This is a genomic window from Corynebacterium intestinale, assembly GCF_023574125.1.
Taxonomy (GTDB): domain Bacteria; phylum Actinomycetota; class Actinomycetes; order Mycobacteriales; family Mycobacteriaceae; genus Corynebacterium; species Corynebacterium hesseae.
In genome coordinates, this window is sequence record NZ_JAMKFF010000002.1 from 41978 (window position 1) to 65506 (window position 23529).

General features: G+C 60.0%; 26 protein-coding genes. 15 read left to right on the forward strand and 11 right to left on the reverse strand.

Features of this window, described 5'->3' with window-relative positions:
- Positions 1 to 66: 66 nt before the first annotated feature.
- The 6 genes from M5J06_RS03165 (at position 67) to M5J06_RS03190 (ending at position 3302) form a co-directional block, all read left to right on the forward strand.
- Positions 67 to 603 carry an NADPH-dependent FMN reductase gene (locus tag M5J06_RS03165; protein WP_070683127.1) on the forward strand — a complete coding sequence of 179 codons (537 nt, stop codon included), beginning with the start codon at positions 67 to 69 and terminating at the stop codon, positions 601 to 603.
- 5 nt (positions 604 to 608) lie between these two features.
- The gene (locus M5J06_RS03170; protein WP_144014651.1) at positions 609 to 1301 is read left to right on the forward strand and encodes an SDR family oxidoreductase; all 693 of its coding nucleotides are present in this window, start codon (positions 609 to 611) and stop codon (positions 1299 to 1301) included.
- 80 nt (positions 1302 to 1381) lie between these two features.
- On the forward strand, positions 1382 to 2029 hold the full coding sequence (locus M5J06_RS03175) for a LysE family translocator (RefSeq protein ID WP_250223946.1): 648 nt from the start codon (positions 1382 to 1384) through the stop codon (positions 2027 to 2029).
- Positions 2030 to 2048: 19 nt separating this feature from the next.
- Positions 2049 to 2327, forward strand: a complete 279-nt coding sequence (locus M5J06_RS03180; protein ID WP_046648682.1) for an RNA-binding S4 domain-containing protein — start codon at positions 2049 to 2051, stop codon at positions 2325 to 2327.
- The gene (locus M5J06_RS03185) at positions 2327 to 3031 is read left to right on the forward strand and encodes a VOC family protein (protein WP_250223947.1); all 705 of its coding nucleotides are present in this window, start codon (positions 2327 to 2329) and stop codon (positions 3029 to 3031) included. Before M5J06_RS03180 ends, M5J06_RS03185 begins: the two co-directional genes overlap by 1 nt.
- Before the next feature lie 13 nt (positions 3032 to 3044).
- Complete coding sequence (locus M5J06_RS03190; protein ID WP_232748534.1) at positions 3045 to 3302, forward strand: MGMT family protein; 258 nt, start codon at positions 3045 to 3047, stop codon at positions 3300 to 3302.
- A gap of 47 nt (positions 3303 to 3349) precedes the next feature.
- Here the strand turns inward: M5J06_RS03190 and M5J06_RS03195 are convergent, their stop codons facing one another.
- Complete coding sequence (locus tag M5J06_RS03195; protein ID WP_185963360.1) at positions 3350 to 4609, reverse strand: HNH endonuclease signature motif containing protein; 1260 nt, start codon at positions 4607 to 4609, stop codon at positions 3350 to 3352.
- Between the two features lie 326 nt (positions 4610 to 4935).
- Here M5J06_RS03195 and M5J06_RS03200 point away from each other — a divergent pair, with 326 nt between their 5' ends.
- Positions 4936 to 5709, forward strand: a complete 774-nt coding sequence (locus M5J06_RS03200) for a hypothetical protein (protein ID WP_250223948.1) — start codon at positions 4936 to 4938, stop codon at positions 5707 to 5709.
- Positions 5710 to 5810: 101 nt separating this feature from the next.
- A complete protein-coding gene (locus M5J06_RS03205; RefSeq protein WP_250223949.1) occupies positions 5811 to 6413 on the forward strand; it encodes a zinc metalloprotease in 603 nt (200 codons plus the stop codon).
- Between the two features lies 1 nt (position 6414).
- Here the strand turns inward: M5J06_RS03205 and M5J06_RS03210 are convergent, their stop codons facing one another.
- Positions 6415 to 7257 carry a PrsW family intramembrane metalloprotease gene (locus tag M5J06_RS03210; RefSeq protein WP_250223950.1) on the reverse strand — a complete coding sequence of 281 codons (843 nt, stop codon included), beginning with the start codon at positions 7255 to 7257 and terminating at the stop codon, positions 6415 to 6417.
- Positions 7254 to 7745: a hypothetical protein gene (locus M5J06_RS03215; protein WP_070520291.1), complete on the reverse strand. Its 492-nt coding sequence runs from the start codon at positions 7743 to 7745 to the stop codon at positions 7254 to 7256. Before M5J06_RS03215 ends, M5J06_RS03210 begins: the two co-directional genes overlap by 4 nt.
- 42 nt (positions 7746 to 7787) lie before the next feature.
- Between M5J06_RS03215 and M5J06_RS03220 the strand changes: the two genes are divergently transcribed.
- Positions 7788 to 9704, forward strand: coding sequence for a M13 family metallopeptidase (locus M5J06_RS03220; protein WP_250223951.1), 1917 nt, complete (start codon positions 7788 to 7790; stop codon positions 9702 to 9704).
- Positions 9705 to 9718: 14 nt separating this feature from the next.
- Positions 9719 to 10549, forward strand: coding sequence for an alpha/beta hydrolase (locus M5J06_RS03225; protein WP_250223952.1), 831 nt, complete (start codon positions 9719 to 9721; stop codon positions 10547 to 10549).
- A 3-nt stretch (positions 10550 to 10552) separates the two neighbouring features.
- Here the strand turns inward: M5J06_RS03225 and M5J06_RS03230 are convergent, their stop codons facing one another.
- The 5 genes from M5J06_RS03230 to M5J06_RS03250 all read right to left on the reverse strand — a co-directional run bounded on the left by M5J06_RS03230 (position 10553) and on the right by M5J06_RS03250 (position 18526).
- On the reverse strand, positions 10553 to 13888 hold the full coding sequence (locus M5J06_RS03230; protein ID WP_250223953.1) for an arabinosyltransferase domain-containing protein: 3336 nt from the start codon (positions 13886 to 13888) through the stop codon (positions 10553 to 10555).
- Between the two features lie 28 nt (positions 13889 to 13916).
- Complete coding sequence (locus tag M5J06_RS03235; RefSeq protein ID WP_250223954.1) at positions 13917 to 15872, reverse strand: galactan 5-O-arabinofuranosyltransferase; 1956 nt, start codon at positions 15870 to 15872, stop codon at positions 13917 to 13919.
- A 38-nt stretch (positions 15873 to 15910) separates the two neighbouring features.
- Positions 15911 to 16669, reverse strand: coding sequence for a decaprenylphospho-beta-D-erythro-pentofuranosid-2-ulose 2-reductase (gene dprE2 / locus M5J06_RS03240; RefSeq protein WP_070533449.1), 759 nt, complete (start codon positions 16667 to 16669; stop codon positions 15911 to 15913).
- Positions 16670 to 16683: 14 nt separating this feature from the next.
- On the reverse strand, positions 16684 to 18099 hold the full coding sequence (gene dprE1 / locus M5J06_RS03245) for a decaprenylphosphoryl-beta-D-ribose oxidase (protein ID WP_144014645.1): 1416 nt from the start codon (positions 18097 to 18099) through the stop codon (positions 16684 to 16686).
- A gap of 148 nt (positions 18100 to 18247) precedes the next feature.
- A complete protein-coding gene (locus tag M5J06_RS03250; protein ID WP_070520269.1) occupies positions 18248 to 18526 on the reverse strand; it encodes a hypothetical protein in 279 nt (92 codons plus the stop codon).
- Positions 18527 to 18562: 36 nt separating this feature from the next.
- Here M5J06_RS03250 and M5J06_RS03255 point away from each other — a divergent pair, with 36 nt between their 5' ends.
- From M5J06_RS03255 to M5J06_RS03270, 4 genes are read left to right on the forward strand one after another with little or no spacing between them, the layout of a single operon-like run.
- On the forward strand, positions 18563 to 18985 hold the full coding sequence (locus M5J06_RS03255) for a hypothetical protein (protein WP_250223955.1): 423 nt from the start codon (positions 18563 to 18565) through the stop codon (positions 18983 to 18985).
- A 20-nt stretch (positions 18986 to 19005) separates the two neighbouring features.
- The gene (locus M5J06_RS03260) at positions 19006 to 19872 is read left to right on the forward strand and encodes a plasmid pRiA4b ORF-3 family protein (RefSeq protein ID WP_070533529.1); all 867 of its coding nucleotides are present in this window, start codon (positions 19006 to 19008) and stop codon (positions 19870 to 19872) included.
- Positions 19873 to 19904: 32 nt separating this feature from the next.
- The gene (locus M5J06_RS03265) at positions 19905 to 20294 is read left to right on the forward strand and encodes a GtrA family protein (protein WP_070520260.1); all 390 of its coding nucleotides are present in this window, start codon (positions 19905 to 19907) and stop codon (positions 20292 to 20294) included.
- Between the two features lie 2 nt (positions 20295 to 20296).
- The gene (locus M5J06_RS03270) at positions 20297 to 20752 is read left to right on the forward strand and encodes a GtrA family protein (protein ID WP_239248773.1); all 456 of its coding nucleotides are present in this window, start codon (positions 20297 to 20299) and stop codon (positions 20750 to 20752) included.
- Here the strand turns inward: M5J06_RS03270 and glfT1 are convergent.
- From glfT1 to M5J06_RS03285, 3 genes are all read right to left on the reverse strand, one after another.
- Positions 20749 to 21654 carry a galactofuranosyltransferase GlfT1 gene (gene glfT1, locus M5J06_RS03275; RefSeq protein ID WP_239248772.1) on the reverse strand — a complete coding sequence of 302 codons (906 nt, stop codon included), beginning with the start codon at positions 21652 to 21654 and terminating at the stop codon, positions 20749 to 20751. The genes M5J06_RS03270 and glfT1 overlap by 4 nt on opposite strands.
- Before the next feature lie 60 nt (positions 21655 to 21714).
- Entirely contained in the window at positions 21715 to 22173 is a 459-nt protein-coding gene (locus tag M5J06_RS03280) for a hypothetical protein (RefSeq protein WP_239248771.1), read from the reverse strand.
- Between the two features lie 147 nt (positions 22174 to 22320).
- The gene (locus M5J06_RS03285) at positions 22321 to 22719 is read right to left on the reverse strand and encodes a hypothetical protein (RefSeq protein ID WP_101736496.1); all 399 of its coding nucleotides are present in this window, start codon (positions 22717 to 22719) and stop codon (positions 22321 to 22323) included.
- A 187-nt stretch (positions 22720 to 22906) separates the two neighbouring features.
- On the opposite strand from M5J06_RS03285, the gene M5J06_RS03290 reads away from it, so the two are divergent.
- On the forward strand, positions 22907 to 23512 hold the full coding sequence (locus tag M5J06_RS03290) for a GNAT family N-acetyltransferase (RefSeq protein ID WP_250223956.1): 606 nt from the start codon (positions 22907 to 22909) through the stop codon (positions 23510 to 23512).
- Positions 23513 to 23529: the final 17 nt, after the last annotated feature.

The following is a 23529-nucleotide window of genomic DNA, read 5'->3' on the forward strand; positions in this document are numbered from 1 at the left end:
GATTGCGTCGACATATCGGCGTACCCTCAGACGTTGACGCGTTAACAAATTAAGAAAGGTACTTTAATGGCGAAAATCGGCATCATCCTCGGCTCTACCCGCGACGACCGCGCCGGGCTGGCCATCGCCCAGTGGGTCACCGACCTCGCTCAGGGCCGCGACGTGGACTACGAGCTCATTGACCTCAAGGCTTTCGATGTCCCGATCCTCACCACCTCTGTCATTCCTATGGCGGCAAACAAAAACTACGAGGACCCGAATGTGCAGGCCTGGTCCGATGCTATCGATTCCTGCGATGCCTTTATCTTTGTCACCCCGGAGTACAACCACTCCGTGCCGGGCGCGTTCAAGAACGCCGTCGATTCCCTCGGCGCCGAGTGGGTAGGCAAGCCGATTGCTTACGTGGGCTACAGCTTCAGCGGCGGCATCCGCGCGGTAGAGGCGTGGCGCCTTATCATGGCGAACTTCTCCATGCCGCAGCTGCGCACTCAGTTGGATATCTCGCTAAATACCGACATGAAGGATGGCACCTTCACCCCGGCTGATTTCAAGAGTGGGATCGTCGAAAACATCTGCGCCGAGCTGGAAGAAGCCCTATCCTAGGGCGCATGGAAAAAGTAGCAGTCGTTACAGGAGCGTCTTCGGGGATTGGGGAGGCGTCGGCAAGAGCGTTGGCGGCTGACGGCTGGCGTGTCGTCGTCGGCGCGCGGCGCGTGGAGCGCCTTGAGGCCCTCGCGAACGACATCGGCGGCGAGGCCTATGCCCTCGACGTCACTTCGGACGAATCCGTAGCCGAGTTCGTTTCCCACCTCGACCGCGCTGACCTGCTGGTCAACAACGCCGGTGGCGCTAAGGGCCTGGAGCCCCTCGTGGACACCACCATCGAGGATTGGCAGTGGATGTATGACGTCAACGTCCTTGGCACCGTTCGGATGATCCAGGCTCTCATGCCGAAGCTGCGGGGCGGGCTCATTATCAACATGGGCTCCGTGGCCGGGTGGAACGTCTACGAGGGCGGTTCCGGTTACAACGCCGCCAAGCATGGCGTCCGCGTGATTTCTCGTGCACTGCGTATTGAGGAACACGGCGTTCGCGTTACCGAACTTGACCCGGGCCGTGTAGCCACGGAGGAGTTTTCCCTCAATCGTTTTCGGGGTGACGCCAAACGTGCCGCACAAGTTTATGACGGCGAGCTCAACCTCACCGCAGAAGACATCGCTGAGGCAGTGCGTTGGGTGGCGTCCCTGCCGGAGCACGTCAACATTGACACCATGACTATTAAGCCGCGTACGCAAAGCTAATTTACCTGTTTCGCTGCAGGTGAGACGCCTCTTATAGTGGCATGTGTTAGTGAAAACGCATGTGAGTATGGGGGTGTTAGGTGGCTTTCAGCGCCATAGTGGCCTTGATGGGTGTGTGGTTCGCGGCGATGGCTTCGCCGGGGCCAGATGTGGTTCAGATTATTCGTTTGGGTGCGCGTTCCACGCGTGCAGCGGTGTGGGCCGCAGTTGGTAGCACGACTGGCTTGATGATATGGACCGTTGCTTCGCTGGCGGGGCTTACCGCGCTGATTTCGGCCCATCCTGAAATCCTTGTGGCGCTGCAGATTGCCGGCGGTAGCTATCTGCTATGGATGGCATTTTCTGCAATAAGCAGCGGCATCAAAGAGCGTCGTGCTCCAGCAACCATGAATCCTCAACCGCGCGGGTTCACCCCGGACGGCATAATCAGACTCGGCACGGCGTACCGCATGGGCCTGGTCAGCGATCTTTCTAATCCCAAGGTGCTCATCTTCTTCGGCGCTATCTTCGCCAACTTCATCGATCCGGGCATGGGCTTGAGCGCGAATGCCACGGTTGGTTCTGTGCTGATTATTGAAAGCCTCATTATTTTTGTCGGCGTTGCGTTGTGCACCCGTGCGGTGGCGAAGTGGATGGCAAAGAACTCCGCCGGGGTAGATATCTTCAGCGGAGTCGTGTTTGCCCTGCTTGGCGTCATCATTCTGGCAGAGGGAATTCTTGCGCTTTGAGCTGGGTATGCTGGTCAACATGCTAGAAGTCTCAATTAAGGGAGAATCCATTAAGCTCGGCCAGTTCCTTAAACTGGCCTCCTTGGTCGCCACCGGGGGAGAGGCCAAAGAACTCATCGAGCAGGGGCAGGTTACCGTCAATGGGGAAGTGACTAAGCAGCGCGGAGCAACGCTGGCGCTTGGCGACGTCATCTGCGTCTCCGACACTTGCGCCCGCGTCGTCGAAGACGACGACGATTATTTTGATGAGGCTACCGCCGATGATGACTTCGACCCGGAGAAGTGGAGGAACCTTTAATGCCCGCCTTTGAAGCTGAAGTAGGAATGCCCTACTGGATTACTCTGGCCAGTTCTGATGTGAAGGCCTCCGAGAAGTTTTACTCGGCCGTGCTGGGCTGGGAATTCGAAGATGGCATCGCCCGTCTTCAAGGTCTGCCGATTGCAGAAATTGTTCCGGGCCAGGACACCTGGGCTACCTATTTCCTCTCCCGCGACTTGGAAGCCGATTGCGCCCGAGTAGAACAACTCGGCGGAAAAATCCTCGCTTTAGGTGCCCCGCTGGCGCTCGTACACGACAAGTCCGGTGCCATGTTTGGCTTGACGCAGCCGGAGCTCGACCGCTTCGTCGCCGGCGGTGAGCCTGGCACCCCGGTGTGGCACGAGCTGACGGTCTCGGAGGATTTTCACTCAGCGCTGGACTTTTATGGTGAGCTCTTCGATTGGGAAATCCGTGGTGATGAGCACTATGCAGTTGCGGAGGAAGAAGGCGCTGCCTTCGCTGGATTCTGGCACGCAGAAGGTCTGCCGAGTTTCTGGCAAACCTACCTGGGCGTGCGGGACATCGAGCAAGCAGCGAAGGCTGTTGTGGAGAATGGCGGGCAGGTTATCCGCGAGCCCCACGATTCACCATTCGGCCGATTGTGCCTGATTGAGGATTCCACGGGTGCGACGCTTACCTTGTGCGAGGTCGAGGATGCCCCTGAAGAACCCGTCGAGCTCTAGGGTCACGGAAGTTGTGCTCCGCATTCCGCCTGGCAACGTCTCCACCTACGGAGAGATCGCCAAAGTCGTAGGGGTCGGGGCGCGCTATGTGGGCTGGGTGATGGCGAAAAGCGAAGATCTGCCCTGGTGGCGTGTGGTCAACAGTACCGGCCGCGCGCACACCTCCGCTGCCCAAGCCCATTGGGATGCCGAAGGCATTCCACACCGCGGCGACAGTGTGGTGCTCGCTGAATGTGGGCTGGATGCGGCGGACCTCAATTACCTCCTCTAAGCCGAGCGCCAATGTGGTTCGTTGTTTTAAGCGACGAACCTAGTTATCTAGAAGGGGATTTCTTCATCTCCCTTGCCATAAGCGGTCTTCTTATTTGTGTTTGTTTGCTGTTCTTGGTCTAGCTCGGCTTTCAGCTCCTGAGCTTCCCGGTGCTTCCTAGCGCGGTAACCTTCAATATCTTGCGCAACGCTTCGCGCCCAGCGTTTGTTCTTTGGTGCTAGTGGCCCGGAAGGTTCCGTGATTGCCCAGGTTCCATCCTCAAAGAGCCAGACCACATCCCCGGTATCGGGGTCCAAAAAATAGAACGCCCGCCCATCGGTCTTCATGTTGTGGTGATGCTGGCACAACGCCACCATGTTGTCCGGATGCGTTGGCCCACCATCGGCATAGTTAATACGGTGGTCTAATTGACACAGCCACGCCGGCATTCCGCAGCCAGCTGCACGGCAGGTGCCATCGCGCCCTTCAACATATTTGCGAACCAACGTGGCTGGTCCGTAGCCATTAGTGGCTTTCGGCTTGGTGCTCAAGTCCCTTTTCGTTACGGCTTGTGCTGGGATATTCTCTACCTGCCAGCCGTGCCCTTCTACATACACTGGCGCGTCTTCGACATCACTCGCTTGATAAGTGTGGAGCACTACTCGGGCAGCTTCTGGTTCTACCTTTCCAGTCGTTAAAAGGATTAGTGCTTCTGCCATCGAGACTTCATGCTTTTCAGCAGCTGCCTTAATGGCCTCATGGATGATGATTCCAACGCTGCTATCCACCTCTAGTTCTATGGTGGCGCGTTGGTCGCGGGTGAGAATGGAATATCGATTCTTTGTGCGCTTATCCTCCACTGCGATGGAGTCATCATGGACCTTGACAAGGTCACGCATGCGGCGACGAATCTGCGACGTGGTGGGAAATACCTGATTTGGCTTCGTAGGCGTAAGCCAACGGGCCAACGCAGCGTCAATGGCGGCTACTACCTCAGTGGAAGGTTGGCCGAGTTTAGCCATGACCTGGTCGATGGCAATCAAAGCGGGTAAGTCCAGCAAAAAATCTGCATCTTGCAGGGCCTTGAGCTGGGGTAGCTCTTTCAGGCGGTAAATCCCCATGATTATGCGAGCAACCGCCCCGGCCGCCTTGCCGGTCTTTAGCCCAAGGCGCATGCACGCTGTATCTGAGTCCTCGTCCAAGGCGGGAAGGACGCTAGACCAAAACTCGTAGTCTGCTTGGCGTATGGCTTTACCTTTCATGCAGACCGGGTCGTTCGGATTGGAATGAGAGAAATAGAAAACAACGGCTTCTGTAGTGGAAGACAATTCAACCCCCTCTTTCGTTAGAGATATTGAGAAGGACCGAACCCCCCACTGTCCGAATCCCTTTTCGAAAAATGAGTTTATTCTGTACCGTTTGGAAAGTCTATACCCTGGCGGAAAGTTGTGATTAGAGAGGTGAATGTGCCTACTGATATTGCATTTACCCAGCCTTCCGCCGCTTTGAGCTTCGTTGGGAGGGGCTTGTTGGGTAAGAAGCTAATAAAATTACTGTTCGAACCTTAGTGTGGGGAAGGGTGCGCGCTGAATCCCTTGGGCAGCGGCGCTTATGTACCAATCAAGCCTGTTGAAGCTGTGGCTTGAGTTAATCTATGAAAGTGCTTAAACTCCGCTCCCTTATTGCTGGTCTAGCGCTAGCGACCGTCGCTGCGCCATCCGCCCAGGCCCTGACGTTTGATCCTGGGAAGGTTCCGCCACGCACTCAAATGACCGTGCGCTATGCCGACGGAAACTCGGTTTCCACTGGAAATGGCCACGAGTCTCGTCCTGCGCTATCCCTCGCGAAGCTGTACCTAGGAATGTGGGTCCTGAAATATGGAGCGCCGGAGGATAAAGCGCGGGTGGAAAACATGGTTCGCTTCTCTGAGGATGGCACCGCTAGCGACCTGGAGCGGAAGTACCCACAGGCCATACCTTCCATCATCGGGGAATACCGCTTGGGGGAGACTCATCACAACGGTTACTGGGGCAATATCACGACGTCGACGGAGGATCTCGCTCGCTTTATTGGGGTGATATCTGGTGACCCAGTTGCTGCACCGCTCATGAAAGGTATGGCGACGGCAGCGCCTACGGCATCCGACGGATATCGTCAGGACTTCGGCACCGCGCGGATTCCGGGCATTATCGGAACGAAATTTGGGTGGTCAGATGACCGGCAGGTGCATGCGAGCGCCTCTTTCGGTCCTGGGTATAGTGTGGCGGCAAATACCTATGGATCTCCCGCGGACCTCACCGCAGATGTGCTCGGCGCGGTGGAGGTACAGCCGCAAGCGCCGAGCTTGCCGACGCCCCCTCAGGACCTGCGCGATAGGGCGTGTGCGGAGCTGAAGCGCGCTGTGCCTAGTTCATCGCACGTGTGCTGATTGGCCACGGGTTTAGCTAAGTTTTACCTTTGCGGAAACTGAGAAATTAATATATTCTCGGCTACCAAATAAGCGGTTACTAACCCGAAAGGTATTTCCCTATGCGTAAGGCCCTGTCCATCGCGGCCATTGCTGTTGTAGCTTTGACCGTTGCCCCGTCGGCTTCGGCGAAGAGCGACCAAACTCGTTCGCTCATTTCCCCTGCTACATGCACCTCCATCACCAAGTTGGCAAACGAAGGAAAGCCGGTTCCAGATCCGTCGATTCTGCACGATGCTGATTCCGTTCCTTCCTACTTCAAGAGCGGCGTGCTTAAGTACAAGGTGGCGGATGACTTCCCGTACCGCGAGCAGCTCGATGCCGCCGTAACTGAGTGGAACGATGCTCTCGACGGCAAGGCTTCTCTGAAGGAAGTAGCGCCGTCCGAGGCCGATGATGACACCATCGCCATCATCTATAAGCCGGAGCCGAATGGTTACGTCCAGGGTACGGCCTACCCGGACCACGGGATGCTCTTCATCAAGGCGGCCACCGCTCAGTACCCAGAGGCGCTTCAGGGAACCATCGCTCACGAGCTCGGCCACATGATGGGGGCGGGCCACTCCTGCGCCCACGCCCTCATGGCCGGCGCAAACCAGAACCCCATTTCCTATCACGTAACTCCGCTTGACGCCGTGGCTGTCCTGCAGGGGCAGTTTGACTAATTCAGCGCAGGCTGGCTGAGCCGGGCGAGTGCGAGTAGGTATCGTCCGCCTTGGCTAGGCGGTGGGCGCGAAGCCCCAGGGTGATGACGATGGGGTAGAGAATGAGCGCGACCACGATGTACTGCGTGACCAGCTGCCATGTCTCATCCCACATGTAGTTCCACGCGAAGTGGAGACAGAAGGAAACAAAAAGCGCGCCCACGCCCACTCCGAGGCGCCACCACCACGTTTTGTGGGCGGCGTAAATGGCCCAGCCGATGCCAAAGCCTGCGATGGCCGTCAGTGACATGTGTAGGCCTGGGCCCGCCACAAGGCGGAGCCCCCACATCTGTAGCATGCCAATCCAATCAGACGTCGGGTGCATGACGGCGCCGAGAGAGGCGTAGAGGACGTTCTCAAAGACCTCGAAACCCCAGCCCACAAGCGCGCCGACGATGAAACCATGCCAAGGGCGGTTGAGCTGGCGGAAACTGAGTAACACAAAAACCACGCCCAGCGCCTTGGCGAACTCCTCCGGATAAGCTCCGGACCATGACATCATGGATTCTTCCCATCCCACGCCCTTGGTGAGGGAGCTGAACGGAAGTGCTGATAGGAGCGCCAAAGACACCGCGGTGCCGGCTCCCCACAGCACGCTGGCTGTGGCCCATCCCTTGGCAGGTCGCGCCCACATCGGGCTGAGGTGCCACAGATACAGCCCCAGCGCCAAGAAAGCAAAGCCGATCAGCAGGCTTATTAGGCCCGGCAGCGGGGCAACGAGGAAAGCACCAAACAGATTGATCAGAGCTGCGGGGAGGCAGATACCAATGATGACCCACAGCGCCACGCGGAAGATCTTGCTCACTTGAAGGCCTCCATAAACTGATCGGCGATTTCTTCTGGGTTTCCGTCTGAAAAGACGAGCTCGTAGTTGAGATCGTCCTTGGCCACGCTAAAGGCAACGACCGGGATGTATGTATACGTTCGCAGTACGAGGATGCCGTCTTGGTTTTCTACTTCTTCTTTCGGCATCGACCCGAAGGTCGTGGCGCGCACAGCTCGGCGCAGGGCCAGCTCGTCATCGTCGACATCAGAGGTGAGGTAGGCCTCGACCAAGGTATCGCCGCAATCCCACGCCTGGTTGGCCACGGAATCGTAGTTCACGCTGCATTCGACGCCGTCGATAGGCTGACGCCACTCAGGATCGTCGAGGACGACAGGCTCGGTTTCAGGATCGTGGTCCGGCAGCGCCAGGCTGAGGACGGCGGGCGTGCCGAGCACGAGGAGGGTCACCCCAAGCACAGCGAAAAACGGCCCCGTCATCTTCGCTGGCGGGAAACGATAAGAAGTCATGCACACCACACTAATGGGTACATCTGACATAGAGTGAAGTGCATGAAGGATCTGTATCAGTTTGTTAATGGCCCCTGGATTGAGTCCCACGTTATTCCCGATGACCGCGGTGTTGACGGGACTTTTCACGCGCTTCGCGACGAAGCCGAGGAACTCGTCCATGACATCGTTAAGGAAGACGAAGGCCGTCCGGGGATCGTGTATTCCTCCCACATGGACGTTGAGGGAGTGAACGCTGCGGGAACGGCGCCTTTGGCCGAAGATTTGGACAAGCTGGTGGCGGCGGACCCGGAAGAGCTGGCGCACAACCTGGGCGTGCTGGAGCGCGAGGGCGTCGGCGCCCCGGTTACCTTCTGGGTAGAAAAGGACTCCGGCTCCGAGGAGGCGGTGGCCTATATTGTTCAGTCTGGCTTGGGCTTGCCGGATGAGGCTTATTACCGCGAGGAAGCCCACGCGGAGACGCTTGAGGCCTACGAGAAGCACGTCGCAGCGATGCTTGGATTCCTGGATCCGGCTCGCCTCTTCGGGCTGGGCGCGGAAGCGGCCGCTACGCGCATCGTGAATCTGGAGAAGGAAATTGCTGCAGGGCATTGGGATGTCGTGGCCTCGCGTGATGCGGTGAAGACGTATAACCCGGTGGACGTCGCCAAGCTGCCCAGCATCGCCCGCGCCATCCTGAACGGTGGGGGACTGCCGGAGCACCGCGCGGTGGCCATGATGCCATCGTATTTTGAGCACCTGGAGGGTCTGTTTACCGCCGGCCGCATGGCGGATTGGCAACTGTGGGCCACGTGGCACATTCTGCTGTCGCGCGCGCCGTACCTTACTGAGGAGATCGGTAGGAAGAATTTCGAGTTCTACGGAACCAAGCTTTCTGGCGCTACCGAGCAGCGTGACCGCTGGAAGCGCGCCGTGGGCCTGGCAGAGAACATGGTGGGTCAGGAGATTGGCAAGGTTTTCGTGGACAAGCACTTCCCGCCGTCCTCGAAGTCCGAGATGGATGAGCTGGTGGAATACCTTACCTCCGCATACCGCGAGAGGATTTCGCAGCTGGAGTGGATGACCCCGGCCACTCGTGAGCGCGCGCTGGAGAAGCTCTCGCAGTTCAAGGCCAAGATCGGTTATCCAGATACTTGGCGTGACTACTCCGAACTGGAGTTTTCACCCAAGGGTGCGGACCTAGTGGCCAATGTGCGGGCAGGCAGCGCGTGGAGCCACGATTATGAGCTGGCCAAGATTGGCAAGCCGGCCGACCGCGACGAGTGGTTCGCAACCCCGCAGACGGTTAATGCCTTCTACAACCCAGTAGTCAATGACATCACCTTCCCGGCGGCGATTCTGCGCCCGCCCTTCTACAATCCGGACGCGGACGCGGCGGAGAACTTCGGTGCCATCGGCGCGGTGATTGGCCACGAGATTGGCCACGGTTTTGATGATCAGGGCTCGCAGTACGACGGCCAGGGCAACCTCAACTCTTGGTGGACGGATGAGGACCGCGCGGCCTTCGAGAAGTTGACCGCGAAGCTGGTGGACCAGTTCCAGGGACAAGTGCCGAAGGTGCTGGAGGGCACCGATTCCGCGGGTGTCAACGGTAGCTTCACCCTGGGTGAGAACATCGGTGACCTCGGTGGACTGGGTATTGCTGTGGTGGCCTACAAGAATTACTGCGCCGACAAAGGCCTGGACATCAACGGCCAGGTAGCGCCGTTTGAGGCCGAGGGCGCTGAGCCGGAATTGGCAGAGCACGAGTACACCGGTCTGCAGCGCTTCTTCCTGGCGTGGGCGCGCGTGTGGCGCACTGCTATTCGTCCGGAGATGGCCACGCAGTACTTGGCCATTGATCCGCACTCGCCGGCGGAGTTCCGCTGCAACATCATCGCCGAGAACATCGACGAATTCTACGAGGCTTTTGATGTCGAGGGTGGACTGATCCCAGAGGAGCGCGTCACCATCTGGTAGTACCCTTGGGGGCCATGAGTGAGTGGAATATCGGCGGCCAGGATCGCCAGCTAAGTCCAGAACAACAGCTCGAGCAGCTCTCCTCTTACATGGAGGTGCACTACCCACTGCCGGACTTCCGCCCGCCGTGGGCCGGTGGAGGCTCGCCCGAGGCGGACCGTTACTGCGCGCTGCTGCCGGATCGCATCGTGCAGGCCTCCATGATGGTGTTGGGTTCCGCTGTGGATCACTCGCTGCCCGGCACCGTTTTTACGGAAGGCGTGAGCGTTGAAGACTCTGAGGTGGGAGCGATCTTTGTTCCTTCAGAGCAGAATGGTCGCTGGGCAGTCTCGCTGCACTCTGGTGGCTGGTGGCGCGGTGACGGCAAGGCGCTAGAGATGCAGTGGCGGCCCGAAGTGGCTGCCGCAGCGCAGTTGTCGGGCACGACGATCATCGATGTCGATTACCCGTTGGCTCCCGAGCACACCGTGGCGGAGATGGTCCAGTCGGTTCAGGCGGCCGTCGATTATGCCCGCGAGCATGGTGCCGAGCGCGTGACGGTGTGGGGATATTCCTCCGGTGGGGCGCTCGCAGCGCTGGTGCCTGCCGACGCCCTCCTCCTCACCTTCCCCGACTTCGGCGCGCTGGCCAAGCTGCCGGAGGAGATCCGCGGTGACTACGTCCTCGATGTTGAGAAGCTGCCGGGGCTGTATTCCGACATCTTGGTCCAGACCGCGGCGCAGGATGAGATTGCTGAGCGCGTGGAGATCCCCGGTGCACAGACTGCGGAGTACGTGTCTATGCACCGTATTTCTACCCCGGCTGTGGCGCGGCAGCGGGTTAAAGATTCGGCCGAGTTTCTCTAATCCCTACTGTTCGCCCTCCGGGCGAATCTTCATCTCGGAGTTCTTCCACAGGCCGGAGCGCTGGATAATTTCTTGGTCGATATCCGCCTCGAGCGGGGCCTCGCCGCGGGAGTTGGTGCGCAGCTCGTACTTCTCAATGGAGCCCCAGTCGCGCGCCCAATCATTGTTGAGGTAGCTCGGGATCTCATAGGAGTAGTTCACTGCCTCCGCGGTTGCCAGCGCACCACCACCGGAGAAGGACTGGAAGTCCGTGAGGGAGGTTTGTGCGGCGGCGTCGGGAAGAATGCGGAACTGCGGGATCTCGGTCACGCCGGCGTAGTGGTCGAAGGTGCGCTGGCAGGGGAACTGCAGGGCCACGGACCAGTCGAGGAGTGCCGGGGTAGAGGAATCGAACTGGGAGTTGATGGTGGCAAGCTCCGGGACGCGCGGCGGTGTAAACGCCATCCAATCGTCCTCATCGGTGGAATCATCGACCGCGACGAGGCGCACAACGTTGGCCTCCTCTGGGAGCTCGTCTAGAGCAATGCGGAGGTTGCGCCATTTGGGGGTCGCGCCGACGTCGGAAAGCTCGGCCTCACCCTTGTTCGTAACCTTGCCATCCTTGAGTGTTCCGTACTCCAGGGTGAGCTCGGTGCCCTCCTGCTCCACTCCGTTGACGTCGTGGTGGTAAATCTTACCGGCGGCAGCGACCGAGAGGACGGGAGTGTTTTCGCCAGGTTCCGGCAAGTTGTACCACTGGGTGGTGATGGTGGCGGTCGAGCGCTGCGATTCATCGTAGGAGCCCATGACCGGGACCTTCCGGTAATCCAAGTTGAACGGCAGGTGCATCTCGGAGCCGTTGACACCCAGGGTTCCGCGCACGCCGCCGGCGGAGGAGTCGGTGACCTCGGTGGTCTCAGTTTCGGTCTCGGTTTGCTCGTTAGACGCAGCGGAGTCATCGCTGGTGGTGTTGGCAATAGCGCCTACCGACGCTGAGTTGAGGTTCTCCGGCTCAATATCTTCCTTGATCATATTGGGGCCGAAACCGAAGTTGTCCTCCTTCTTGTCAACGAGCGAGTCCTGGAATTCGCCCTCGACTGGCGTGAGGAAGGATTCGTTGGTGTTGGTCTCCACCATGGTGGCATCTGCGAGCGAGCAGGTATCGCCGCGCAGGGAAGCCAGGTTGCCCTTGCCCACGGAGTAGGAATCCGCCTGTGCCACGTAGCCCTTGGCAAAGGAGGCACACGAGAAAGCCACGATGATAATGCAGGCAGCCGCAATCGGTGCGGACATGACGCCCGCCCAGCGCGAGACCTTGGCGGCATTGGCGGCCTCGAATTCCTCGAGGGTGCCGGCGGCTTCGGCCTTGTTCTTGCGATAGCTGTGAACCAGGGACTGGTAGAGGCCAATCGCCAGGACCACCATGGCGATGGCCAGCACCACGGTGTTGGCCTCGATGCCCTTGAACTGCACGGTGCGGTCCCACCACGGGATGCCGAAGGAGGACACGTACCACCAGGCGTTCCAGCCGCCCAGGGAGATGGCCAGGAGGAAGATCACCGCGGCGATGGAAAAGGTCCGGGCGCGCGGGGAGCGCATGGCAATCTGGGAAAGAACCACCGAGCCGAGCGCGGCGATGACGCCGGCGACACCGGCGTAAATGCCGAAGTGGTGCGTCCACTTCGTCGGCGTGAACATGAGGAAGAAGGCCGAGAGCGCCATGATGGCCAGCAGGCGCTTGGTGGGATCTGCCTCCGCACCAACGACGCGGTGGTCCTTGATGAAGGCATAGATGATGAGCGCCAAGCAGAAGAGCATGGTGAACATGGCAAAACGGCGCGTCAGGGAGCCGTCCACGGAGGGCTCGAAGAGCGTGGAGTAGCGCACGAACTCCGAATACCACGGCAGGGACGGGCCGACCGCGGAACGCACGCGAGTGGATTCGAGGACCGACGCCAGCGTTTGGTCCCCGAAGGCGGCGACCATGACAGCAGTGCCGCAGGCAAGGAAAGGGGCAATGAGAGCTGTCCAGCCGATCTGGGGAGCGCGCTTGCCCATGATACGGAACAGGGCGGGGAGGCAGACCAGGAAGATGCCCACCGCGGTGAGGCCAGTAGGGCCAGCGGCCAGGGTGATGGTGGCGATGATGGTGCCCACCGCCGCCGGAAGGAGGCGCTGAGTGGAGATGGCGCGCTCGAAAGAGGCCCACGTCAGCATGACGCCGAGGGCCACGATGGGCTCGGGGCGAATGCCGTTGTTATAGGGCAGCCAGAAAGCCAGGAACATGAACGCAGCGGTCCAGTGCGCCAGGCGGCGCTCGTTGACGCGGGCACCGAAGCGCGGAAGCATCTCGCGCGACAAGATAAACCAGATGATGAGCGCTGAGATGAGGGCGGGCAGGCGCACGATGATGGACGCGCTGGAGAATTGCGCCAGCCATGCCACGAGGTCGTAGTACGGCGCACCGAACGGGGCCTCGGGGACGCCGTACCAGCGGTAGTAGTTCGCCATATAGGTCGCGTGATCGGAAACGCGCCCCATGGTGAGGATGAAGCCATCATCGGAGGTATTAGCACCGAAGATGTACCACCAGCCGAGAACAGCCGCCACGACGCCATCGAGCGGGCGGATCTGCTTCCAAGTTTCGGGCATGAAGCCACGGCGTTTGCCGTCGAGGCGGTCGATTCGCCACAGGCAGACCAGGCTGATCACTACCATGGCTAGGCCCAGCCACATGGCGATGAGCTTGAGCGGTGTCGGGGAGGAAGTGAAGCGAGAGTTGATCTCCACGTGGATGCGGAGGTCGTCGCCAAGCTCGGCGATGTTCTCCGGAGTGTCGTCGATTTCGGTATAAACGCCGGTGACCTGAGGGCGGAGATCCTCCTCGGAGGTCTCTTTGTGCTTGCCCAAGGAGACGGTGGTGCCGTCACCGGTGGATTGAATGCGGAGCATGGAGTCCTCAGGCAGCTTCGCCACCTGCTCGGCCGTGAGTGAGAAAATGACCTCATCGAGGCTGGTCACCGAGAGGCCATCCTCGCCGGCGCGGACAAACATACCGCGGTTGGAGGCCTTCTTGGACTCCGGCGGGACGGTGCCGTAAAGCAGATCCTGGCCATCGCGCAGCTTATCGACGGCCTTCAGGGGGATCTCTGCGTCAATTTCTTCCGGCGCCACCGAGATGAGAGGGGCGTTGATCGACTGCAGGGATCCCTGCTGGGGCCAATCGAAGGAGGATTGGGTTTGGTTCACCGGCAGCAGTGGCGTGGCCACGAAGCACAGGAAACCGATGAATCCAGCGATGATGGCGGTGAGCCGCAGGGACTGCGGTGCTCGCAGTGAAGAGGTATTCCGATCTGACACGGCGATCAGTCTACGTCACCGCCTTGGCTTATTTAGATCTGACCGCGACGACGAAGGGGCCAATCTGTTTAGTGGTCCAGCCTTCTTCAAAGACTTCCGGGTTGAAGAACACCGCGCGGTAGCGCACGTTGGGCTGGTTGGGGTAGATGTCTTCTGCCAAGTGTGTCTTGTAGCCATCCCCGGGTTCCTTGATGTCACCGCGGAAGATGAGAACGTCCGGGCCGCGCCACGGTGAGGACTCGAGGGAATGCGAGAATTCCTCTGGAGTCTGCTCCCAAGAACTGGAGGCCCACTCCTCGATCTGCAGGTTGCGGGTGCTGAACTCTCCCAACGGGTTGGCATAGTTGCTGGTGAAGGCGTTAAACCCGTAGTAGGGGTTATAGGCCATGAAGAGCTTTTCGTCCGTGAGGACGACGGTGTCGTCGGCCGCGTAGCCCTGGGCGTCGATGAACTCACGGATCTTTCCGTAATTAGCGGAAGAATCGCTGGTGTAGCGGTCCGCGCGCTCCCCGTAGCCGTCGGTATCGGTATAAGCGTGATCCAAGGCGGTCACGTTCGTCGCGGGGATCTGCTGCGCATAGTAAATACCGCCCAGCCCCATGATGATGGCAAAGACCAGGGTCACGCGCTTGCTGGTGGTCTCAGTAATGCCCGCCGGGTAGAGGGTGGGCAGGCCCATGAGGCGGACGTCGGCCAGCGCGAGAATGCCCGCCGTGGCGAAGAGCACCGCGACCATCAGCTCCAGGCGGAAGCCCAGCAGCGTGCTGCCGGCAAGAGTCATGACCATGGAAGCTAAAGTCCACAGGTAGGTACCGACGAGCGCGGTGCCCATAGCTCGGATTTCGGGCTCATCGACGCGCAAGATGAGGTAGATCAGGCCAATAAGGCTGAGGGCGCCGATGACGGACAAAGAGAGGAAGGGCGCCGGGATTTGGGTGCCCTCCTCCGGCAGGTAGTGCTGCGCGGTGGATTCTAGCGGGGCGGTGGCGTGCAGGACGGCGTGCAGATACGGTGCCCAAGCAATCGCGGCGATGGCCAGGGATCCGGCCGCGATGGCGGCGAGGCGCACGAGGGGAGTCCACGTACGGTCGCCCACGCACGTGACGAGTGCAATGAGGCTGACGATGGTAAGCGCCACGGCTCCCGTGTACAGCGTGTAGAAGCAGGCGGAGATTCCGAGGTAGATGGCGATTGCGGCGGCGGAGAACCACGAGGAGCCGTAGAAGGCGTGTGAACACAGGACAGCTACCGCTGGTACGCCCATTGCGATGACCGCGGAATACGGTTCTTCAGCGCCGATGGTCAGGGTCACCGCTGTGGTGGTCAAGGCAATGGCGGTGGCCACAGGTAGGGAACCGGCAAGCCGCTGCCACAGCGGAACCAGGATGCACCCGGCCACAGCCAGGGAGATGAGGCTCCAGGGTTGGTAGACCTCCCAGCCGGGCATGTTGAGGATGTTGGCCAGCCGGCCGCCCAACCAGAACCAGCCCAGCGGGTAGAAGGTGGGCAGGCCCTCGTAGTTCATGTCCGCATAGGAGCTGGCTTCCGTGACGCGGGTGAGGAACTGGGTGCGGAACACCTGATCGACCTGGACGCCGTCGAGCCAGAGGCGCGAGGCCGAAAGAGGCAGGCCGATACTAGTTAGCGTGAGTAGCGCTGGGGAGATGTAGCACAGGGCGGTGGTGAGCCACGGCCGCCAGCGGGGCCGCGGCGAGGCACCAATAACCCACCACACGCACAGAGCGCCCACCAGGAGAACGGTGAGCGCAGTTCCCGCGGTGCTCAGCGCACGGGTCACCATCGACGTACTGAACGCCGGGAGGGAGACCGTCTTAAAGGCAAAGAAGCCAAGAAGCGTGACAAGGCCGCCACCTAGAGCGGCGGCGGCGATACCCACGAGGGTGGCGCGACGCGATAGGCGGTCGACGTCATATTCCATGGTGGGGGACACGGCGGGAGACGACATGGTGGGAGACTCAGTCATGTAAGTAGTTTCCCACACGCCGTGGACATAGCGGAACTTTAGAAAGGCAGCTTCCGGAAGATCGCCTGCGGGATGAACTTGAATCCCAAGGACACGTACTCAAACAGCGGGTGCACGAAGATGGACTGCTTGCCGTCCAGGACCGCCTTGACAGTGGCCTTGGCCACGTCGGATACGTTGACGGTCAGTGGCGCTTCGCCGGCTTCCGCCGACATCTTGGTGCGGACCTGGCCCGGGCGGACCACGAGCACGTTGGCGCCGGAGCCGCGCAGGGCCTCACCGAGGTTGATGAAGAAGCCGTCCACGCCGGCCTTAGAGGCGCCGTAGACGAAGTTGGAGCGGCGCACGCGCATGCCGGCGACGGAGGAGATCGCCACGATGGTGCCGTGGCCCTGCTCCTTGAACTTCTGGCCGAGCAAGACGCCGAGGGAGACCGGTGCGGTGTAGTTGGTCTGGGCGGAGGCGACCGCCTTGGCCTGGTCCTGCCACAGTTCTTCCTGGTCACCGAGGGTGCCGAAGGCGATGATGGCGACGTCGACATCGCCGCGCTCAAAGGCGCGCTTGACGACGTCCCCGTGGCCCTCGAAGTCAGTCGCGTCAAAGTCGATGACCTCGACGTCGCCGCCGCGGGACTCGATGGTCGCGCGGGCATCCGCGATACGCGGGGAGTTGGCGCGTGCCGCGAGGGTGACCTTGGCCGGGCCGCGCTCGAGGAATTCTTCGACGATGCCCAGGCCGATTTCGGAGGTGCCGCCGAGAAGGAGGATGTGTTGTGCTTGGCCTACTGCATTCAGCATGAGGTGATTCCTTTCTAGTGCAGCTCGAGGCGGCGGGACATATCGGAGGCGAAGACGCCGGTCGGGTCGATGTCGTTGCGGGTCTTGAGCCAGCCCTCGAGGCCCGGGTACATCTTGTGGAAGTTCTCCGCCGAGGTGCGGGACTCCTTGGCCAGGTAGAGGCGGCCGCCGAATTCCATGACGCGCTTATCCAGATCGTCGAGGAAGGCGCCCAGGCCCGGCTTGATGGGGAAGTCCACGCAGACATTCCAGCCTGGCATCGGGTAGGACAGCGGGGCCTTGTTGCCGGGGCCGAAGAGCTTGAACACGTTGAGCGCGGAGTAGTGTCCGGAGCGCTGCATGTCCCGGATGATCTCCTTGAAGGGCTCGACGGCGTCGGTCGGCACCACGAACTGGTACTGCAGGAAGCCGTTGGAACCGTAGCCACGGTTCCACTCGCCGATGAGATCCAGCGGCTGGTAGAACTGCGTGAGGTTCTTGACCTGGTTACGCGCCGGGGCGCCCATGAGGTAGTAAGCCTCACCGATAGCCATGAGGGAGAGCTTGTTCATGGTGAAGTTCGGGAAGATATCCGGAACCGTCATCAGCTGCGGAGCATTGAACTTCAGCGGGTCCTTCGCCAGCTTCGGAGCGAGCTCCTCGAGCTGCTCCAAGGTGGCCAAAGAGCCGCGGGAAATGGTGGAGCGGCCCAGCTTTGGCTCCGGGGAGATGACGTCGAACCACGCGGAGGAGTACGTGTAGTTGTGCTCCGAGCCATCGGAGTGGAAGGCCACGGTCTCATCGAGGTTATCGGTGCGGTCGGTATCCGCGATGAAGTAGGCGGTTTCGGTCTTGGTCATCTTGATCTGCGCGCGCAGGATGACGCCGGTCAGGCCCATGCCGCCGACGGTGGCCCAGAAAAGATCTCCTTCTGGATCCTCATCTGAGCCCTCTGGGCTCAGATGTAGTACGCGGCCGTCGGCGACGAGCAGCTCCATGGAGGTGACATGGTTACCAAAGGAACCGGCGGAGTGGTGGTTCTTGCCGTGGATGTCCGGGCCGATAGCGCCGCCGATGGTGACCTGGCGGGTACCCGGCAGGACAGGAACCCACAGGCCGTAGGGCAGAGCGGCCTTCATGAGCTGGTCAAGGGTGACGCCACCGTCGACGTCGACAATGCCCGACTCCGGATCGATGGAGTGGATCTTGTTGAGGGGTTGCATGTCGATGACGAGGCCACCGGCGTTTTGCGCGGGGTCACCGTAGGAACGGCCCATACCGCGGGCGATGACGCCACGGCGCAGGTGGGCGGGCTTATCAGCATTGTCCTCAGCCACCTGGGCGACGGCAGTCTTGATGACGTCGACGTCTGGGGTGGACAAAACGTGGGCGGTTGTCGCCGCCGTGCGGCCCCAACCGTGGAGGGACTTCTCAGTAGTATGCAGTTCCATCTCTTACTCTTTGATTCGATGTGATGGGTCGGTTCTCTACCCTACCTAGGTGACAGTGCCTGTGGCGGGAGTGAAAACGTGAGATTAGGTACAAAAGCCAAGTAAACGGAACACTTGTACTGTCCGGTTATGTGGTTTTAGTTCGGAATTAGTACAGATCCATAATCTCGCGGATCTCTTCCGGCAGCTCTTCCTGGGAGGTAATCTCCGGGCCGTCATACTCACGGAGGATCTCGTAGACTCTTGCCCTTGAGACGGAATCGAGGATGGGGAGTTCCTCGGCGATGAGCCGCGTCATGAAACCATTGAGCGGCAGCGAGGTGTGTTCAGTGGCCAGATAGTGGCCGTGGCGCTTGTCTTCCTCGGCGCGCTCATCTTGCGCTGCTCGCTGGGCCGGGGTGAGGTGCTCTTTTTTGGAGGAGTACATGCACGGTAGCCTACCGCCCGCCTAAAGTGGGGCGGTATGACTTCTCCCAAGCAAGACAATTATGCGCTGGATGACACCCTTGCCGGACGCATCACCCAGGCCGCGGCCGTGGGCATCATGACGTCGTTCCCTGACTGGATTAAGAATAAGACCGCGCTCGTTTTCGCCTATGTCCTGTCCTTCCTCGGATTCGGTGCACTCGTGGCTATCACTAATGCAGAGAGTCACGAGGACCGCCCGGAGCCTGAGACCCCCGATGTCCCCGTGTGGGCCATCCCGGTTGCCTTCGTCATTCTTGTACTTGGTGGATGGATCACCATAAAGACTGAGCAAAGCGTGGTTCGGTTTATTCGCCGCCGTGGGGCGGCAAAACCCTGGACGGTATGGGGCGGAATTAGTGCTGCCATCGTCCTCATCCTTAGCGAGCTTGAAGCACGCGAGCTCACCGCGCGTAACTAAAAATGCGTATGGTGGGGCACATGAGCTCACAGGTCACAGATTTGGCGCAGGTCCGCGCCAATCGTGGTGAAACCCTCCTGTGCCAGGTATCCAATGTTCGCGCAGAAGCAGAGGTACACCGCCAGATTGGTTTCTCTGACGCGCTCACGTTGGAAGAGCTCCACCACATTCTTGAAATCTGCTTCGGGCTGCCGCAAGAGGATTCACCGTGGCACTTCTTTGAGCACACAGATGCCCGCGGCCAGCGCATCGATCCGAGCCACACCGTGCGCGAATTCTTGAGCCGCGAAGGCGAACAGGTTGATTACGCCTGGGGGCTGTGGGACTTCGAAATCGTTGTGGTCGAGACCTACCCGCGTGATAGCGGGACGCCGGAAGCCCTGTGCGTGGGCGGTTCCGGTTCTTTCCAGACCCCCTTTGATCTCACCGCCGTGAATGCGGAGCTCACGGGCCAGGAAACCATCGATGAGGTGTTGGATCTTGTCATTAGTCCCGTTCGCGCGCTGATTGAGCGGACTCGGCTCTATGACTTCGTTCCGCTCCTCCAAGCGCTGGATTTGAAGCGTGAGGTAAGCATTGATGCTCAGGCGTTCCGCCAGTTGCGCACCTTGCCGCGCGAGGTGACGAATGAGGGCAAGGATGCTTTTTGGTCCATGGCTCTGGCATTGTCCTGTATGGGCGGGCGCGAGTTGACCGATTCCGTCGTAGAGACCGCCATGGCGGCGCTGGGCTGGGTCGACGATGACGGTGAGGAATTACGCGGTTCGGCGATTCGGGAGCTGTGTTCGGCTTCGCTTAAGGTTTTGTCATCCCTCGGCGCCTATGGCGAAGATGCCGTCGCGCCCGTGGACCGCCTGGACATTTACCGCGCCCTTATCCGCGGGTAGAGTATTTCGCCGTGACTGAACCTACCTCTAGCATGAAGACCCAACTCGTGCGCTTCGTGTCCGTTGGTGTTTTCACCGCGGCGATTGATTATGGCCTGACCCTCTTCCTTACTTATTTGGGTTTGCATCGTTCCCTGGCGAAGGCGATTGGCTGGGTCTTCGGCACCATCGCCGCCTACGTGGCCAATGCCCGGTGGACTTTTGGTGCCCAGGTTTCCGGCCGCACCGCCGGTGCCGTGGGCTTGCTGTACCTGTCCACCTTTGCAGTACAGAATTTCCTGTATTGGGTGCTCAACGCCCCGCTGATCAGCTTGGGCTTTGAAGGCGCGGTCAAGGACACCATCGCCTTCGTCATCGCACAAGGTGTTGCCACGGTGACCAACTTCGCCATTCAGCGCGCCTTCATCTTCAAAGGAAAGTAACCATGGCTGGTCGCGCCGAACGCCTCTCACGGTCGAATTCCCTGCAGGCGCAGGGCGCGAAGTTTGCAATCACGGGAGCCATTGCCGCGCTTATCGACGTCTCCCTGACCTGGCTCTTTCAAATTGGTTTAGGTATGTTCGGCGATGTGGCCTCGCGGACCGTTGGCTTTGCCGCCGGCACCTTGGTGGCTTATTTATTGAACCGGCGGTGGACCTTCAACGCGCGGGCATCGAAGCGCCGCTTTGCTGCCGTGTTTGCCACCTACGCCATGACCTATGCGATCAACATTGTGCTGTATCGCTGGGCTTTCCCCTTCTTTGATCACACGCTGGACTGGCCTTCGTCCTGGGCGCTGGCGGTCGCTTTCGTGATTGCCCAGGGCACGGCAACGCTTATCAACTTCTTTGTGCAGCGGTGGGTGATCTTCCGCAGCACGCGCAAGTCCTTTGAGGTTTAGGGCCGGCGGAAGTCTTCCTTGCGTCCGCGGTTGTGCAGGCGCAGCCACTCCATAAAGCCCTTCACGTCATGCTGTTGCACGATGAAGAACCAGCCGAAACGCGCGAATTCTTGCGGCAGCAGCTTGCGCATGCCGCGCTGCCACAACAGGTAGCCGCGGTTGCGGTAGGTGAAGAAGCGCTTGAACTCGCCCTCCGGGTACTGCGTGTGCATTTTGCCGCCGAGGATGGGCTTGAACTCATCGGAGCCATCCGGGTGCAGGTAGCTCGTGGTCAGCGCGGTGCCGAAGTTTAGGCCTGAGTTGACTAGGCGGCGGTGGTACTCCACCTCATCGCCGCGGATGAACAGGCGGTAGTCTGGAACGCCGATGATTTCCATGGCTTCTGCGGAGATGAGCGCGCCGTTGAATAGGGAGGCGATGCCGGGGAGGAAGTCACCCTCCAACTCGCTCATGTAGCGCCGCCACACCAGGCCCTGGCGCAGAGGGAAGGCCAGTTTGGCGGGCTCGTTGATGTTGCACACGGCGGGGGAGACTTCGTGGAGTGCGTTGTTTTCCGCCACACGGTAGAGCTCCTCCAGCACGTGATGGTCGGCGGGGCGGCCATCATCATCCGCGCACCACACCGCATCCGCGCCGAGGGCCAGCGCCGTCAGGAACCCCAACGCGAAGCCTCCCGCACCGCCCAGATTGGTTTCAGAAGGTACGTAGACGCCGCGCTCACCGGCCAGTTCGTCGAGGAGATCCTTCACTGCTGCTTCCGCACCGTTATCCACCACGATCACCCACTGCACCGGGTGCGTCTGGTTCACCACCTGCTCAAGGGAGGCGCGCAGCAGCTCCACGCGCTGGTGGGTGACGATCACAGCGGCCGTCGTTCCGGCCCGGGACAGAGTGGCAGTCATGCGTTCTATTGTGCCACCCGCATGTGGCGCTCAGGTGCGTGACATGGAGGTGGCCAAGGTTTAGGCGTTGAAGCCCGGAACCTTGATGAGACCGGAGTTCACAGCGTTGACCACACCAGCAATGAGGCCGAGCACAATTGCGGCGATGGAGGTGCCAACGATGATCTCAGCGGTGGTGCCCACCGGGTATTCCTTGGCGGTGTCATTCTTCAGGGAAGACATGGCCACGTCCTTGGCGGAGCCGGCAGTCTCAAGGCCTTCCTTGATTTCTTCAGGAGTGCTGCTGCCCTCGCTGCTGCCCTTGCTACTGATAGCTTCAGCGCCCTTCTCAATGCCGTAATCCACGGAGGAGGCGAAGCCGTCACCGCCGACGAGTTCCTTAGCCCCTTGCTTCAGAATGTAGCCGAAGACTTCGGCCTCGGAGACCTCAGAAGACCCCTTCTCAGCAGCAGTAGCCGGGGCGATGGACAGGGACAGTGCGGTGGCGGCGGCAACAGCAGCGGCGGTGAAACGCTTCATGGAGGTACTCCTTGGAAGAAAGGTAGAGAAAGTGAAAGTAAAGAAAATGATAAAGAAGTGAAGGCTAAAAGTATGCGATATGGAAAAGCTCCAGCCCTCAAAGGGCTGGAGCTAGAGCTTCAAAGCTAAAAGCTTGATGCGTTCAGATTAGAACGGAAGGGAAACGCCCGGGATGAGGCCGTTCTGAACTGCGGTGTAAGCAGCGCCGAGGACGGCAGCGGCGATGCCGACGCCCCAGAGGATGTCAGCGGTGGTGCCGAGAGCGTAGCCGTTCTTGGCGTCGTTCTCCCAAGAGGACTTGTTGAAGTCAATGTGAGCCTTTGCGGAACCACGCTTGGCGTCCGAATCCCAGCTATCAGTTGCATTCGAGCTGGTCTTGGCAGAACCCTGGTGAGGTTCGGAGACTCCGTTTACGCCTGCGACGATGCCAGCGCCGATGAGGGTGCCGAGGTCTTCCAAATCGCCTTCAGTCTGTGCAGAGGCAACACCAGTGGACAGGGACAGTGCGGTAGCAGCGGCAACAACGCCAGCAGCGAAACGCTTCATGATAGGGCTCCTTAGAGTTAAGAGAGAACGGTACCTGTGATTCAGGCTCGCGGTTGTTTTAACTGGAATAGATATTGGAAAAGAAGCAAATAGAAAAAGTTTCTATCGCGCTGCACCCATACAGGGGTATGCATCTTTCCAGCGCATAGGCCCAATGGCTGGGGTCAGTGCACAGTAGAGTGACCTTATGACTGCGAGAAGCGTTGAAGAAATGTGGGCTCCTTTTAGGGTTTCCATCCACGTGGGTGAGCTGACCTTACGCGTGCTGCGTGATAGTGATATCGCTGCGATTCATGGTGTCACTGCCGCCGAGATTTTTGGCGAGCCGCTACCGGATTACACGTTTCCGTGGTTGAAGCAGAAGCCTGATCCGAGTTTCCGGTGGGCGCACCGTGCGCAGATGTCCCCGGAAGAATGGTCGCTGGACTTCGGTGTGCACCTTGATGGTGAAGTCATTGGTTCTGTGGATCTGCGGGCGAAGAGTTTTCCCGATAACCATGAGGTCGAAACTGGCTCGTGGATCTACCACCGCCTTCAGGGCCGCGGGATAGGTACGCAGGTTCGCCACGCCGCTGCGGTCTTTTGTTTTGATTACTTGGGTGCGCGCACGTTGCGCTCCGAATGGGAGCCGGGCAATGAGGCGTCCCAGGCTGTATCACGCAAGCTGGGGTACACCATCGAAGGCAATAAGGCCGTGCTGAGCAAAGAAGATTACCAGCCGGGGCCGGAAGTGATTGTGGCCGGGATGAGTGAGGAACTGCGCGAGCTTTTGGGAGCAAACTTCGCAGTATGACGAATCATTCGTGAAAA